General features: G+C 43.1%; 13 protein-coding genes. All 13 read left to right on the top strand.

What is annotated here, in order from left to right; genetic code table 11:
* The 13 genes from dxs (at position 1) to xerD (ending at position 14804) form a co-directional block, all read left to right on the top strand.
* A complete protein-coding gene (gene dxs, locus H8Z82_RS05850; protein WP_186994561.1) occupies positions 1 to 1872 on the top strand; it encodes a 1-deoxy-D-xylulose-5-phosphate synthase in 1872 nt (623 codons plus the stop codon).
* A complete protein-coding gene (locus tag H8Z82_RS05845; RefSeq protein WP_019162325.1) occupies positions 1869 to 2681 on the top strand; it encodes a TlyA family RNA methyltransferase in 813 nt (270 codons plus the stop codon). Before dxs ends, H8Z82_RS05845 begins: the two co-directional genes overlap by 4 nt.
* Positions 2682 to 2716: 35 nt before the next feature.
* The gene (locus H8Z82_RS05840; protein WP_019162324.1) at positions 2717 to 3577 is read left to right on the top strand and encodes an NAD(+)/NADH kinase; all 861 of its coding nucleotides are present in this window, start codon (positions 2717 to 2719) and stop codon (positions 3575 to 3577) included.
* A gap of 12 nt (positions 3578 to 3589) precedes the next feature.
* Positions 3590 to 4048: an arginine repressor gene (gene argR / locus H8Z82_RS05835; RefSeq protein ID WP_019162323.1), complete on the top strand. Its 459-nt coding sequence runs from the start codon at positions 3590 to 3592 to the stop codon at positions 4046 to 4048.
* A gap of 51 nt (positions 4049 to 4099) precedes the next feature.
* On the top strand, positions 4100 to 5791 hold the full coding sequence (gene recN, locus H8Z82_RS05830) for a DNA repair protein RecN (RefSeq protein WP_186994560.1): 1692 nt from the start codon (positions 4100 to 4102) through the stop codon (positions 5789 to 5791).
* 95 nt (positions 5792 to 5886) lie between these two features.
* Positions 5887 to 7107, top strand: coding sequence for a SpoIVB peptidase (gene spoIVB / locus H8Z82_RS05825; protein WP_019162322.1), 1221 nt, complete (start codon positions 5887 to 5889; stop codon positions 7105 to 7107).
* A gap of 204 nt (positions 7108 to 7311) precedes the next feature.
* Positions 7312 to 8118 (top strand): sporulation transcription factor Spo0A, encoded by an 807-nt coding sequence (gene spo0A / locus H8Z82_RS05820; RefSeq protein ID WP_186994559.1) that lies wholly within the window; start codon positions 7312 to 7314, stop codon positions 8116 to 8118.
* Between the two features lie 54 nt (positions 8119 to 8172).
* On the top strand, positions 8173 to 9621 hold the full coding sequence (glgA, locus tag H8Z82_RS05815) for a glycogen synthase GlgA (protein WP_019162320.1): 1449 nt from the start codon (positions 8173 to 8175) through the stop codon (positions 9619 to 9621).
* Between the two features lie 171 nt (positions 9622 to 9792).
* Positions 9793 to 10839 (top strand): recombinase RecA, encoded by a 1047-nt coding sequence (gene recA / locus H8Z82_RS05810; protein ID WP_186994558.1) that lies wholly within the window; start codon positions 9793 to 9795, stop codon positions 10837 to 10839.
* A gap of 2 nt (positions 10840 to 10841) precedes the next feature.
* Positions 10842 to 11345, top strand: coding sequence for a regulatory protein RecX (locus tag H8Z82_RS05805; RefSeq protein WP_186994557.1), 504 nt, complete (start codon positions 10842 to 10844; stop codon positions 11343 to 11345).
* 67 nt (positions 11346 to 11412) lie between these two features.
* Positions 11413 to 12972 (top strand): ribonuclease Y, encoded by a 1560-nt coding sequence (rny, locus tag H8Z82_RS05800; protein ID WP_186994556.1) that lies wholly within the window; start codon positions 11413 to 11415, stop codon positions 12970 to 12972.
* A 155-nt stretch (positions 12973 to 13127) separates the two neighbouring features.
* Complete coding sequence (locus H8Z82_RS05795; protein ID WP_186994555.1) at positions 13128 to 13706, top strand: hypothetical protein; 579 nt, start codon at positions 13128 to 13130, stop codon at positions 13704 to 13706.
* Between the two features lie 213 nt (positions 13707 to 13919).
* Positions 13920 to 14804, top strand: coding sequence for a site-specific tyrosine recombinase XerD (gene xerD / locus H8Z82_RS05790; protein ID WP_019162315.1), 885 nt, complete (start codon positions 13920 to 13922; stop codon positions 14802 to 14804).
* Positions 14805 to 14876: the final 72 nt, after the last annotated feature.

The raw sequence follows: 14876 nt of genomic DNA, 5'->3' as shown, positions 1-14876 counted from the left end.
ATGATTCTGGAAAAAATCAAAAAACCCAATGATATCCACAGGATACCTTTGGCAGATTTTCCGCTCCTGGCAGATGAAATCAGAGATTTTTTAATTCAGTCCGTAAGTAAGACAGGAGGACATCTTGCTTCCAACCTGGGTGTGGTAGAGATGACCCTTGCGCTGCATAATGTACTGAATTTTCCGGAAGACAAGCTGATCTGGGATGTGGGACATCAGGCCTATACACATAAGATCCTTACCGGAAGAAAAGAACAATTTACAAATCTCCGGCAGGAAGGTGGCCTGAGCGGATTTCCCAAGAGAAATGAGAGTGATTGCGATTCTTTTGATGCAGGTCACAGTTCTAATTCTATTTCTGCAGGTCTGGGGTACGTGCGTGCCAGGGATATCCTGGGACAAAAATATACCGTGGTTTCTGTGATCGGTGACGGTGCCCTTACAGGTGGTATGGCCTATGAAGCATTAAACAATGCGGCAGATTTAAAAACCAATTTTATTATTATTATTAATGATAATAATATGTCTATTTCCAGAAATGTAGGTGGAATGTCTACTTACCTCAGTGCTCTGAGAACTGCAGAAGCCTATACAGGGATGAAGCTTGGAGTGACGAAGACTCTGAAAAAGATTCCCAGGGTAGGGGAAGCCGTGGTTGATACCATGAGAAAGACAAAGAGCAGTATTAAACAGCTTTTTATTCCCGGTATGCTTTTTGAGAATATGGGCCTTACTTATCTGGGCCCGGTAGATGGTCACAATATGCGTCAGATGATGAAGCTTTTTAATGAGGCAAAACGGGTAGAGGGCCCGGTGGTGGTTCATGTCCTCACAAAGAAAGGAAGAGGCTATGCACCGGCCAGTAACCATCCGGCACGTTTTCACGGCACAGGTCCTTTTGACATCAAGACAGGCCGTGTGCTGGAGAAGAAAAAGAGTCCCACATACACGGATGTGTTTGCGAAAAAGATAGTTTCTCTGGGAGAAAAAAATAAAAAGCTGGCAGCGATCACAGCTGCCATGCCTGATGGTACAGGTCTGGTAGAATTTGGAAAAAGATTTCCGGATAGATTTTTTGACGTAGGAATTGCAGAGGAGCACGCCGTAACTTTTGCAGCAGGGCTGGCATTAGGAGGGATGATTCCTGTTGTTGCCATTTATTCTTCATTTTTACAGAGAGCAGTAGATCAGATGCTTCATGATGTCTGTATGCAAAATCTTCATGTGATTTTTGCAATAGACCGTGCTGGTCTGGTAGGGGCTGACGGAGAAACTCATCAGGGATGCTTTGATCTGTCTTATTTATCCATGATGCCCAATATGAAGGTACTGGCACCAAAGAATGCAGCTGAACTGGAACAGATGCTGGAATATGCAGTAGACTGTGAAGGTCCTGTGGCAATTCGCTATCCAAGAGGCTGTGCTTATCAGGGACTGACAGATTACAGGGCACCTGTGATAACTGGAAAAAGTGAGATCATTGCCAAGGGAAAAGAAATCGCAGTGCTGGGAGTGGGAAGTATGCTTTCGGATTGCGAAAAGGTCTGTCAAGGGCTGAGAGAAGACGGGTATGATCCTACATTAGTGAATGTAAGGTTCGTAAAGCCACTGGATGTGGAGCTTCTGGACTGTCTTGCAGGAGACCACAGACTGTTTGTGACTGTTGAGGAGAATGTAAAAAGCGGTGGATATGGAGAGCATGTAGCTGCCTATATGGAGGCATGCCACCCGGAAAGCCGGGTACTTACTGCTTCAGTGTGGGATCATTTTGTACCTCAGGGTAAAGTAGAAAGCCTGCGTGCAAAGATCGGACTGGGAGTGGAAGATATCCGGGAGTCCATAGAAAACAGTGAGGTTTTGAAGAAAAAATGAAAAAGCGATTGGATATGCTCATGATGGATCGTGCCCTTGCACCTTCCAGGGAAAAGGCAAAAGCGTATATCATGGCAGGAGATGTATATGTAGATGGTCAGAAGGAAGACAAGGCAGGAACAATGTTTCCTGAGACCGTAAAAATAGAAGTAAGGGGAAATACACTTCCCTATGTAAGCAGAGGCGGCCTGAAGCTGGAAAAAGCAATGAAGAATTTTGATGTGACTCTGGAAGGCAAGGTCTGCATGGATGTGGGAGCGTCCACAGGGGGATTTACAGACTGCATGCTCCAGAACGGGGCTGTGAAGGTATATTCTATTGATGTAGGATATGGACAGCTGGACTGGAAACTTCGCAATGATCCAAGGGTAGTCTGCATGGAGAAAACCAATATCCGTTATGTGCTTCCGGAAAATCTGGAAGGTCCGGCAGATTTTTCTTCCATTGATGTTTCTTTTATTTCTCTTACCAAAGTACTTCTGCCTGTGAGAAATCTTCTCACAGAAGAGGGAGAAATCGTGTGCCTGATTAAACCTCAGTTTGAGGCAGGACGTGAGAAAGTAGGTAAAAAAGGAGTTGTGCGGGATCCGGCGGTTCACAGAGAAGTGATCGAGAAGGTACGGGACTATGCTATGAGTATTTTCATGGAGCCTTGTCATCTTTCGTTCTCCCCTATTAAAGGACCGGAGGGCAATATTGAGTATCTGCTCCATTTGAAAAAGCATCCGGAGGGCAGTGAGATCACGGACAGTCTGCAGGTATCGGTGGAGGAAGTTGTTGCAGCTGCCCATGGGGAGCTGGATAAATAGTAATCCGGAGAAAAGAATTAACAGGAACGAATATTATGGACAGGTTTTATATTATTACAAACAGTGACAAGGATCCGGAATTTGCGTTTACAGGCAGGATTGTAGAATATCTGGAAAAATTTCATAAAAGCTGTACTGTGCAGCAGGCATCCAGAAAACAGGAGGGAAACTTTCATTATACGGATCCCTCTAAAATTCCGGAGGATACAGAATGCATTATTGTTCTGGGAGGAGACGGAACACTGCTTCAGGCTGCCAGAGATATGGTGCACAAAGACATTCCTCTTCTGGGTATTAATCTGGGACATCTGGGATTTCTGGCAGAGGTTGACCAACAGTCTCTGTACAGTGCACTGGATAAGCTGATGGCTGGAGATTATGAGATTGAAGAAAGAATGATGCTGGAGGGATCTGTCTATCGGGGACAAAAGCTCATAGGCAGGGATATTGCCCTGAATGATATTGTGATCGGCAGAGATGGACATCTGAGAGTGGTACGTTTTAAAAACTATGTGAATGATGTCTATCTGAATTCCTATAATGCAGATGGTATCATTATTTCCACTCCTACAGGTTCTACAGGCTACAGCCTTTCGGCGGGAGGTCCTATTGTGTCTCCAAGCGCGGAAATGACCATTATGACTCCGGTTGCACCTCATACACTGAATACCAGGAGTGTCATTTTTCCGGCAGAAGATGTGATCACTGTAGAAATCGGCAAGGGCCGGCATAATGACTGTGAAAAAGGACTGGCTTCCTTTGACGGTGATACCACGATCCCTATGGTTACCGGGGATTGTATCATTATACGGCGGGCCGATGCGAAAACCAGAATCCTGAAGCTGAACCATTTAAGCTTTGTGGAAGTTCTTCGAAGAAAAATGCGTGACAGTTAAGGAGGAAAGGTCATGAAGGTAGCAAGACATGAAAAAATTATAGAACTGATTCATCAATATGAGATAGATACGCAGGAGGAGCTGGCTTCCAGATTGAATGAAGCCGGATTTAAGGTTACACAGGCTACGGTGTCCAGAGATATCCGTGCATTGAAGCTTACCAAGGTGGCAGGAAAGGATGGAAAATCCAGATATGCCATTATTAATAATGATTCCGGAAGTCTGGGGGCAAAATATACAAGGGTATTGGAAGACACTCTGCTTTCCATTGATGTAGGGCAGAATATTATTGTGATTAAGACCGTTTCAGGAATGGCCATGGGAGTAGCAGCAGCGTTGGATGCACTGCATTGGCCGGAGATTCTTGGCTGTATTGCCGGGGATGATACCATCATGTGTGCAGCTAAGAATTCTGATATGGCTCTGGGTGCGGCAGAGAAGCTGAGAAGCTTTGTGCGTCTGAACATGTAATGACAGGTTTTTACCGATAACAGTTATGAGAACAGTAACAGGAGGCAGGAAATGTTATCTCATCTCCACGTAAAAAATCTTGCACTGATAGAAGAAATAGAAGTAGAATTTGGTCCGGGACTTAATATCCTTACAGGTGAGACCGGTGCCGGAAAATCCATTCTGCTGGGCTCCATGCAGTTGATCCTGGGAGCCAAGACATCAAAAAACATGATAAGAGAAAATGCGCCCTATGCCCTGGTGGAACTGCTTTTTCAGATAGAGAATGAGAAAGTGGCCCAGGCATTGAAAACACTTGATATTTATCCGGAGGATGGACAGGTTCTTCTTTCCAGAAAAATTATGGAGGGAAGAAGTATCAACAAAATTAACGGTGAGACAAGTACAGTAAGTCAGATGAAGGCAGCAGCAGCCTGTCTTTTGGATATTCACGGACAGCACGAGCACCAGTCCCTGTTATATCAGGATAAGCAGCTTTCTATTCTGGATGCTTATGGAAGAGAAAAAATTTTACCGGTAAAAGAAAAGGTTCAGGAGGCTTTCCACGAATACAGTGCATGTAGGGCAGAGCTGAAATCCATGGATATGGATGAAGAGCAGAGAAACCGTGAGCTTGCTTTCCTTGAATTTGAAATCAAAGAGATTGAAAAAGCCAACCTCAGACCTGGAGAGGACGAGGAACTGGAGCATATATACCGGAAAATGAATAATGGAAAGCAGATTGTAGATTCTCTTCAGATTGTACATAATCTCACAGGCTACGAGGCGAAGGAGGGAGCAGGTGAGACTGTGGGGGAAGCTTTGCGTGAGCTTGCTCGTGTGACACAGTATGATTCTGAATTGAATACTCTGGAGGAAACTCTTACTTCTGTGGATGGTCTGTTGAATGATTTTAACAGGGAGTTGTCTGCATATTTGGAAGAGCTGACCTTTGATGAAGGTGAGTTCTATGAGACAGAAAGACGTTTGAATCTGATTAATGGCCTGAAAGCAAAGTATGGACGTGAAATAAAGGATATTTTTGTTTACAGAGATCGACAGAAGGAAAAACTGGAAAAATTACACAAATATGAAGAAAATTTACAGGAACAGAAAAACAGACTGGAAAAGCTGGAAGCTGTTTTACTGAAGAATTCGAATGAATTATCCAAAATCCGCAAAGAATATAGTGAACAATTGGAAAAAACGGTTATACAGGGATTGAAGGATCTTAATTTTCTGGATGTAAATTTTGCCATTGATTTTCAGAAAAAAAAGAATTATACAGATAACGGACTGGATGATATCCAGTATCTGATCTCCACCAATCCCGGGGAGAGCCTGAAGCCTTTGGGACAGGTCGTATCCGGCGGTGAGCTTTCCAGAATTATGCTTGCACTGAAGGCAATTCTGGCAGACAGAGATCAGATTGAGACATTGATCTTTGATGAGATCGATACAGGAATCAGCGGCAGGACAGCACAGAAGGTATCTGAGAAAATGGCGGTGATCGGAAGAAACCATCAGGTAATCTGCATTACCCATCTGCCCCAGATCGCCGCAATGGCAGACAGTCATTTTGAAATTGAAAAGCATTTAAGAGGAACAGAGACCATCACACAGATCCATGTGCTTCAGGAAGAGGATTCCATCCGGGAACTGGCTCGTCTCCTTGGCGGTGCGGAGATCACACCGGCAGTTTTTGAAAATGCCAAAGAAATGAAAGAATTGGCACAGAAACAAAAAAATACAAGATTGAAATAAATCAGGAAACCATATACTAAGAGAGGATAACCTTTGAGAAAAGGCATTCTCTCTTATTTTTTGTACCCAAAATCCGAAAGAAAGGATGGATAGAGATGAACAGAAGAAAAAAATACAAAATTTTTATCCTGTGCTGGCTGGCTTTGGATCTGATGACTATGGCGTGGCTGGGATACAGGTACCTGGACAGACAGATTCCCGATGAACTCCAGATTTCCAGGGGAGAAACTGTGAGTGTATCTGCGTTGCTGGATCATCCACTGGTAAGCTTTGAAGAAGCTATAGAGGTATCAGCAGACGGAAGCTATACCCTTCCCTGTAAAATTCTGGGATATATTCCTTTTAAAAGCATAAAGGTCACTCCTGTGGATGATAAAGCTGTATATGTCAGTGGCAGCACAGTGGGAATTTATCTCAGAACCAGGGGCGTTCTTGTGGTGGATACCGGGGAAATCCAGTCTCAGAGTGGAGAGACGAAAGAACCCTCCAAAGGTATTGTCAAACCGGGAGATTATATTTTGTCCATGAATGAAGAGCAGATAAAAGATAAAAAGGAACTGATCCGTGATTTGGATGAACTGGATGGAACTCAGGTACAGCTGGAGTTAAACAGAGAGGGAGAAATCCTTCCGGTCTCTGTAACTCCGGTGAAAGATTCCAAGGGCGCTTATAAGCTGGGACTTTGGGTGAGAGATGATACTCAGGGAATCGGAACCCTCACTTATGTGGATGAGCAGGGAAAGTACGGAGCTCTGGGACATGGGATCAGTGATGTGGACACAGCAGGACTTCTGGATATTCAGGAAGGAACTTTATATAAAGCCCAAATTTTGGCAGTGTCCAGAGGCAGCAGGGGAAATCCAGGTGAACTTGCCGGAATGATCCGTTATGATAACAGTAATGTGCTGGGAAGTATACAGGAAAACTGTAAAAACGGAATATATGGACAGATGGATTTGCCTGATGCACAGAAACTTAGTCTGGTGAAGATGCCGGTAGCTCACAAGCAGGAGATAGAGACCGGACCGGCACTAATTAGATGCAGTGTGGACGGACAGGTAAAAGAATATGAAGCACAGATCAAACGGATCGATCTGAATCATGAGGATTCCAATAAAAGCTTTATCCTGCAGGTAACAGACGAAGAGCTGCTGGAGAAAACAGGAGGAGTAGTACAGGGGATGAGCGGATCTCCGGTCATACAGAATGGGAAGTTGGCAGGAGCGGTGACTCATGTGTTTGTACAGGATTCTACCAGCGGATATGGAATTTTTGCTGAGACTATGATGGAACATGAAAACTATAAAATGACATAGATGATACAATTGCTGTCGAAGGTAAACTTATCATATCGAATCCTGAAGATTTCGGTATGAAAAAGGCAAAACAGCTCGATGGAAAATGGCCTGTACTGCCCTGTTTCGGCTTGATTTCTCCCTTCTTATTCCACTATAATAGTTGATGTGCCAAAAAAAAGAAACTAATTGACAGGATTTTTAAGCAGGGAGGAGACAGGCCTCATGGAAAAATTAAATGTGGCAGTTGCGGATGATAATGAGAAAATGGTGGAAATACTTGGTCAAATCATAGAAGAAGATAAAGACCTGGAATTGGTGGGAAAAGCTCACAATGGTGAAGAAATCTGTAAGATTATACGGGAGAAAGAACCGGATGTTGTAGTATTGGATATTATTATGCCGAAGATGGATGGGCTGGCAGTTATGGAGCAATTTGTACATAACAGTAATCTGAAGAAAATCCCGGCGTTTATTGTGGTTTCGGCAGTGGGAAAAGAGAGGATCACAGAGGATGCGTTCAGTCTGGGGGCGGATTATTATGTGTTGAAGCCTTTTGATAACCGAATGCTGCTTAACCGGATTAAGCATATACGAAGTATAGGAGAAAAGAAATACAGAGAAATCAACAGGCAGCCGGCAAAACAGGAGGAAAGCAGTGTGGCTTTGGGAAACCTGGAGACAGATGTGACAAATATTATCCATGAGATTGGCGTACCGGCTCATATTAAGGGGTATCAGTATCTGCGGGATGCGATTATTTTGTCAGTAAATGATATGGAAATGTTAAATTCTATCACAAAGATCCTGTATCCGACCATTGCAAAAAAACATCAGACTACTTCCAGCCGGGTAGAACGGGCAATCCGTCATGCGATTGAAGTGGCCTGGAGCAGAGGAAAAATGGATACGATAGATGCACTGTTTGGCTATACGGTAAGCACAGGAAAAGGAAAACCTACAAATTCAGAATTTATAGCACTGATAGCGGATAAAATCAGACTGGAATATAAAAATCGCTCTTTTCAATAGTCAAAAATTGGGGTATAATTATTTTAACAAAGGCTACCAAGGAGGGGTATACACATGAAAAATATCTTATTTGCAACATCTGAAGCAGTGCCGTTTATTAAAACGGGAGGACTTGCCGATGTAGCAGGCGCTCTGCCGAAATGTTTTGACAAAAAATATTTTGATGTACGTGTGATTTTACCGAAATATGCCTGTATGAAACAGGAATGGAAAGATAAAATGGATTATATCACACATTTCTACATGGATCTGGGGTACAAGAACTGCTATGTGGGAATTATGCATATGGAATATCAGGGGATTCAGTTTTATTTCATAGATAATGAATATTATTTTAGTGGTCCAAAACCTTACGACAGTGCACCATGGGATTTAGAAAAATTTGCTTTTTTCTCCAAGGCAGTTTTATCAGTTCTTCCGGTGATCGGTTTCCGGCCGGATGTGATCCACTGTCATGACTGGCAGACAGGTCTGGTTCCTGTATATCTCCATGACAGCTTTCAGCAGAATGAGTTTTTCTGGAATATAAAAACTGTTATGACCATACATAACCTGAAATTTCAGGGTGTTTGGGATGTTAAGACTGTACAGGATATTACAGGGCTTTCTGATTATTACTTTGCAGCGGATAAGCTGGAAGCTTATAAGGATGCCAATTTCCTGAAGGGCGGTATTGTATTTGCAGATGCGGTGACTACAGTCAGCAACACTTATGCTGAGGAAATAAAGACACCGTTCTATGGAGAACGTCTGGACGGACTGATGTGTGCCCGTGCCAACAGTCTCAGAGGTATTGTAAACGGAATTGATTACGATATTTTCAATCCGGAGACAGATTCCTGTATTGCACAGAATTATAATGCCACAACCTTCCGCAAGGAAAAAGTGAAGAATAAGATTCAGCTCCAGAGAGAACTGGGACTGGAGGAGAATCCGAAAGCAATGATGATTGGAATTGTTTCCCGTCTTACAGATCAGAAAGGATTTGACCTGATCGCTTATGTGATGGATGAGCTTTGTCAGGATGCAGTTCAGATTGTGGCATTGGGAACCGGTGATGAGAGATATGAAAATATGTTCCGCCATTTCGACTGGAAATATCATGGCAAGGTATCTGCACAGATTTATTATGATGAAGCACTTTCACATCGAATTTATGCAGCGTCTGATGCATTCCTTATGCCGTCATTGTTTGAACCATGTGGCTTAAGCCAGCTGATCAGTCTTCGATATGGTACGCTTCCTATTGTTCGTGAGACTGGCGGACTGAAAGATACGGTGGAACCATATAATGAGTATGAGGGAACTGGAACAGGATTTTCTTTCCGCAATTATAATGCCCATGAGATGTTGAATACAGTCCGGAATGCAGAACGTATTTTCTACGACAAAAAGCGGGAATGGAACAAGATGGTTGACCGTGCTATGGCAACAGATTTTTCATGGAATAATTCTGCACGTCAGTATGAAGAAATGTATAACTGGCTGATCGGAGAAAAATAAAAAAGAACGATACTGAAAGATAAAACAGGAAATGTGTGGATAAAAACATGTTTCCTGTTTCTTTTCTCAGATGTTGTCAGAAGGAAATGCTTGACAGACTGGAAAAAGTATAATACTATATTAACAGGGACACGAACATAGGTTCGAAATACGCTCAAGGAGATTAAATAGATGATTAATGAAGAAAAGCAGAAAGCGCTGGAGGCAGCGCTTGGACATATTGAAAAGCAGTATGGTAAGGGATCAGTAATGAAGCTGGGAGAATCCGGGGCAAATATGCAGGTAGAAACTGTACCCACAGGCTCCTTAAGCCTTGATATTGCATTAGGAGTAGGTGGTGTGCCGAAGGGTCGTATCATAGAGATTTATGGACCGGAGTCCAGTGGTAAGACTACAGTTGCCCTGCATATGGTGGCAGAGGTCCAGAAGAGAGGTGGAATTGCCGGATTTATTGATGCTGAGCATGCTCTGGACCCGGTATATGCCAAGAATATTGGTGTGGATATTGACAATTTATACATATCCCAGCCGGATAACGGAGAACAGGCATTGGAGATCACAGAGACTATGGTACGATCAGGTGCAGTGGATATTGTAATTGTGGATTCTGTAGCTGCACTGGTTCCAAAGGCAGAGATAGATGGAGACATGGGTGACAGCCACGTAGGTCTGCAGGCCAGACTGATGTCACAGGCTCTCCGTAAGCTTACTGCAGTTATCAGTAAATCCAATTGCGTGGTTATCTTTATCAATCAGCTTCGTGAAAAGGTTGGGGTTATGTTCGGTAATCCGGAGACTACTACCGGCGGTCGCGCGCTGAAATTTTATTCTTCTATCCGTCTGGATGTCCGCAGAGTTGAGACACTGAAGCAGGGCGGCGAGATGGTTGGTAACCATACCAGGATCAAGGTAGTGAAGAATAAGGTGGCGCCACCCTTTAAGCAGGCAGAATTTGATATTATGTTTGGGACAGGTATTTCCAAAGAGGGAGATATCCTGGATCTGGCAGCTGACTGCGGAATTGTAAATAAAAGTGGTGCATGGTATGCATACAACGGTGACAAGATCGGTCAGGGACGTGAGAATGCCAAGATATTCCTGAAGGAGCATACAGATATCTGTGATGAAATTGAAAAGCAGGTCAGGATCCATTATAATCTGCTTCCGGGGGAAAATGCAGAAGTTCAGTCAGACCCAGTTGGGGAAACTGAGGAATAAGTATGGAGCTTTTGGAAGAGGAACATAAAAAAGCAACCCGTAAAGCGATGCAGCTTCTGGAGCATATGGACCGTACAGAAAAGGGGCTGCGGGACAGGCTGGTGCAGAATGGATTTTCACAGACAGCGATTGAGGCTGCTATGGAGTATGTGAAATCCTATGGATATATTAATGATGAACGCTATGCCAGAACTTATATAGCATATCGAATGGATAGCAGGAGCCGTCAGAAGATCCTGCAGGAACTGATAGGAAAAGGAGTAGACAGAGACATTGCTGTGGCTGCCTGGGAAGCGGAGGCAGCTCTTAATACACCGGATGAGCATATGCTTTTAATAAAAACAGTGGAGAAAAAAATTGCTCCTGGTTCAGAGTTGAATGAGAGGGAAATGCGCCGCCTTTATGGTTATCTTATACGTCGGGGCTTTCAGGGTTCTGATATATCGCATGTTCTGGAGGAACTGGAGATAAAATTTAGCAGAAATTTTCTGAAAAACTTGACATAAGTATCAAAAAAAGATAAACTTGTATTGTTGTATTTGTACAATGAAAACTAAATAAGGAGGTGCTCCTGTGACAACAACAATTATTGTTGCAATTGTCGCTGTGGTAGTCGCGCTACTTATTGCGGTTCCTGTTACTTGCAAAATTGCTGTGAACAACAAAATTCAGAAGGACGCTGAAACAGTTGGAATAGCAGAAGACAAAGCAAGAAGCATCATAGATGAAGCTCTGAAAACAGCAGAAACTAAAAAAAGAGAAGCTTTATTGGAAGTGAAGGAAGAATCTCTCCGTACTAAAAATGAACTGGAGAAAGAAACCAAGGAACGAAGAAACGAACTGCAGAAGTATGAAAACCGTGTATTAGCTAAGGAATCTGCGGTGGACAAAAAAGCAGATGCAGTGGAGAAGCGTGAGGCGGAATGCACAGCGAGAGCAGCTGAGGTGCAGAAAAAAGAGAAACGAGTAGAAGAACTTGAGCAAAAAGGAGTACAGGAACTGGAACGAGTTTCAGGTCTGACCTCCGAACAGGCAAAAGAGGAACTGCTCAAATCTGTTGAAGATGATGTAAAAGTAGATGTAGCTAAGCTTTACAGAGAATTGGAAGGCAGAGCAAAGGAAGAAGCAGGAAAGAAAGCCAAAGAGTATGTGGTGAATGCCATTCAGAAGTGTGCAGTAGATCATGTTTCCGAGACTACTATTTCTGTAGTGCAGCTTCCAAGTGATGAGATGAAAGGTAGAATCATCGGACGTGAAGGTCGAAACATCCGTACACTGGAGACTTTGACTGGTGTGGATCTTATTATTGATGATACACCGGAGGCAGTTGTATTGTCAGCCTTTGACCCGATTCGACGTGAAGTGGCCAGAGTAGCTTTGGAGAAACTGATCGTAGATGGCCGAATTCATCCGGCCAGAATCGAGGAAATGGTTGAGAAGGCACAGAAGGAAGTAGAAGCCCAGATCCGTGAAGACGGTGAAACTGCTGCAATGGATGTGGGAGTTCATGGTGTTCATCCGGAATTGCTGAAGCTTCTGGGACGAATGAAATTCCGATCAAGCTATGGTCAGAATGCGTTGAAGCATTCTATTGAAGTAGCACAGCTGTCAGGAATGCTGGCTGGAGAGGTTGGAGTGGATGTCCGGATGGCAAAACGTGCAGGTCTTCTTCATGATATCGGTAAGTCGATTGACCATGAAGTAGAAGGCTCACATATTCAGATTGGTGTGGATCTTTGTAAGAAATATAAGGAATCCCCCATTGTCATCAATACAGTTGCATCCCATCATGGAGATGTAGAACCGGAATCACTGATTGCATGTATTGTACAGGCAGCGGATGCTATTTCAGCAGCCAGACCTGGTGCAAGACGTGAGACGCTAGAGACATATACAAACCGTCTGCAGCAGCTGGAAGATATTACAAACCAGTTCAAGGGCGTTGATAAATCTTTTGCTATTCAGGCAGGCAGAGAAATACGTGTAATGGTCGTACCGGAACATGTAAACGATGCAGATATGGTTCTTTTGGCACATGATATTGCGAAACAGATTGAATCAGAGCTTGAATACCCTGGTCAGATTAAAGTCAATGTGATCCGCGAAAGCAGAGCCATAGACTACGCTAAATAAATAGTTCTTTGCAGATATAAGCCTTGCAGATTGTGTAAAAACAGTCTGTAGGGCTTTTATTGTGCTACGTGAATCTGATGACAGACGGTTTTGAAAATAACAGATGCCACGCATAATTTTCCTGAGCAGGGAGTAGACTGGTACAGGGTGAAGTTATGGAAGAAAAAAAGAGATTTCCGGGCTTGATTTTGTGTATGTGTGGTTTCCTGCTGGGCAGTTTTATACCTAATTTGATCTGGAAAACAGAGTGGCATCAGGGAACTCTGGAAGCAATCTATTATCTGACATCATTTACTGCATCGGGAAGTGTGTCAGGGGTAGAATATCTGAAAGAGATTATAAAGTTCAGGGGAAGCCTTTGGAGTTTATGTATGATCTGTGGATTTTCTGTTTTTGGGGCACCATTGGCAGTGACAGGGCTTCTGATCCTGGGATGCCGGATAGGGATGGTGATTGCTGTCTCGATTCTGGAGTTTGGATTATTGGGTGGTCTGATCGGAACAGGGCTTCTGTTCCCACAATATCTTTTGTATATTCCGGGATGGATTTTTTTGATGGAACAGATATGGGAACAGTCCATAGATATCTGGAAACACAGAGAATTATTTCCTGTGAACAAAAAACGTTATTTGGGAAAAACAGGTATATCTGCATTGTTTTTGTCCGGAGGGATTCTGGCAGAATGTTATCTGAATCCCTGGATCGCAGAAAAAATTCTGGATTATCTGAAATAATCACAGGAATCAGGCAGTATTCGCCAGATATAAAAAATTTTTACAATATTTTGTGCGGGTTGTCATAAAATATCCGATATGTGGTAGAATTCCTCGAAAAGCCTTGATTTTACTGGATTTCAGAATAAAAAAAGGTTTGATTTTATGTCAAATTAACAGTATAATACATATGCAATATTGAGAAACAAAATCAGGAGCGGAAAGTAGCACACTATGGAACTGGAAATTAGAGAATTTATTGCATATTTGCATGATATAAAGAAAACATCAATAAATACAGAAATGTCTTATCAGCGTGATCTGAAAAAAATGTGGGATTTTCTGAAAAATCGTGGCGTTATGTCTGTGGCAGAGGTAAAAGAACTGGAGCTGGAAGGATATATAAGCTATATGGAGAGGGAGAAATTTGCAGCTGCCTCTATATCCAGAAGCGTGGCATCGATCAGGGCATTTTTTCAATTTCTCTGGAAGGAAGGTGTGATCACCAGTGATCCGGCAGAGAATCTGAAACCTCCAAAGGTAGAAAAAAAAGCACCGGAGATTCTTACTGTGGAGGAAGTAGACAGATTATTGCAGAAGCCTGACCGTGAAAATGTAAAAGGCATTAGAGACAGTGCGATGCTGGAACTTTTATATGCTACAGGAATGAGAGTGAGTGAGATGCTTCATTTGCAGGTTTCGGATGTAAACCTGCAGCTGGGCTATGTGATTTGTCATGATCATGAAAAAGAGAGAATTATACCCATAGGAATTCCCTGCAAAAAGGCACTGGAGAAATATATGGCAGTGTCCAGACCTGCTTTCGTTGAGAACAAAGAAGAAACAGCGTTGTTTACCAATTGTTCAGGTAAAGCTATGAGCAGACAGGGATTCTGGAAGGTACTGAAGGGGTATGCAGATGCTGCAGGGATTAGGGGGGATATTACTCCCCATACATTGAGACATTCTTTTGCAGTTCATATGCTTCAAAATGGTGCTGATATCCGCAGTGTGCAGGAAATGCTGGGACATTCGGATATTTCCACGACCCAGATTTATCTGGGAATGAGTGTAAATAAAATGCGGGATGTATATATGAAATCTCATCCCCGTCATTAAAAAAGATCCGCCAGGTTAACTGGTGGATCTTTTTTGAACGCAGATATCGCGAAGCGACTGCGTTCATGAGCA

Origin of the sequence: Blautia difficilis, from assembly GCF_014297245.1 — a bacterium.
Classification (GTDB): domain Bacteria; phylum Bacillota; class Clostridia; order Lachnospirales; family Lachnospiraceae; genus Blautia_A; species Blautia_A difficilis.
The sequence above is the reverse complement of the archived record's forward strand: the minus strand, read 5'-3'. Positions and strand labels throughout refer to the sequence as shown.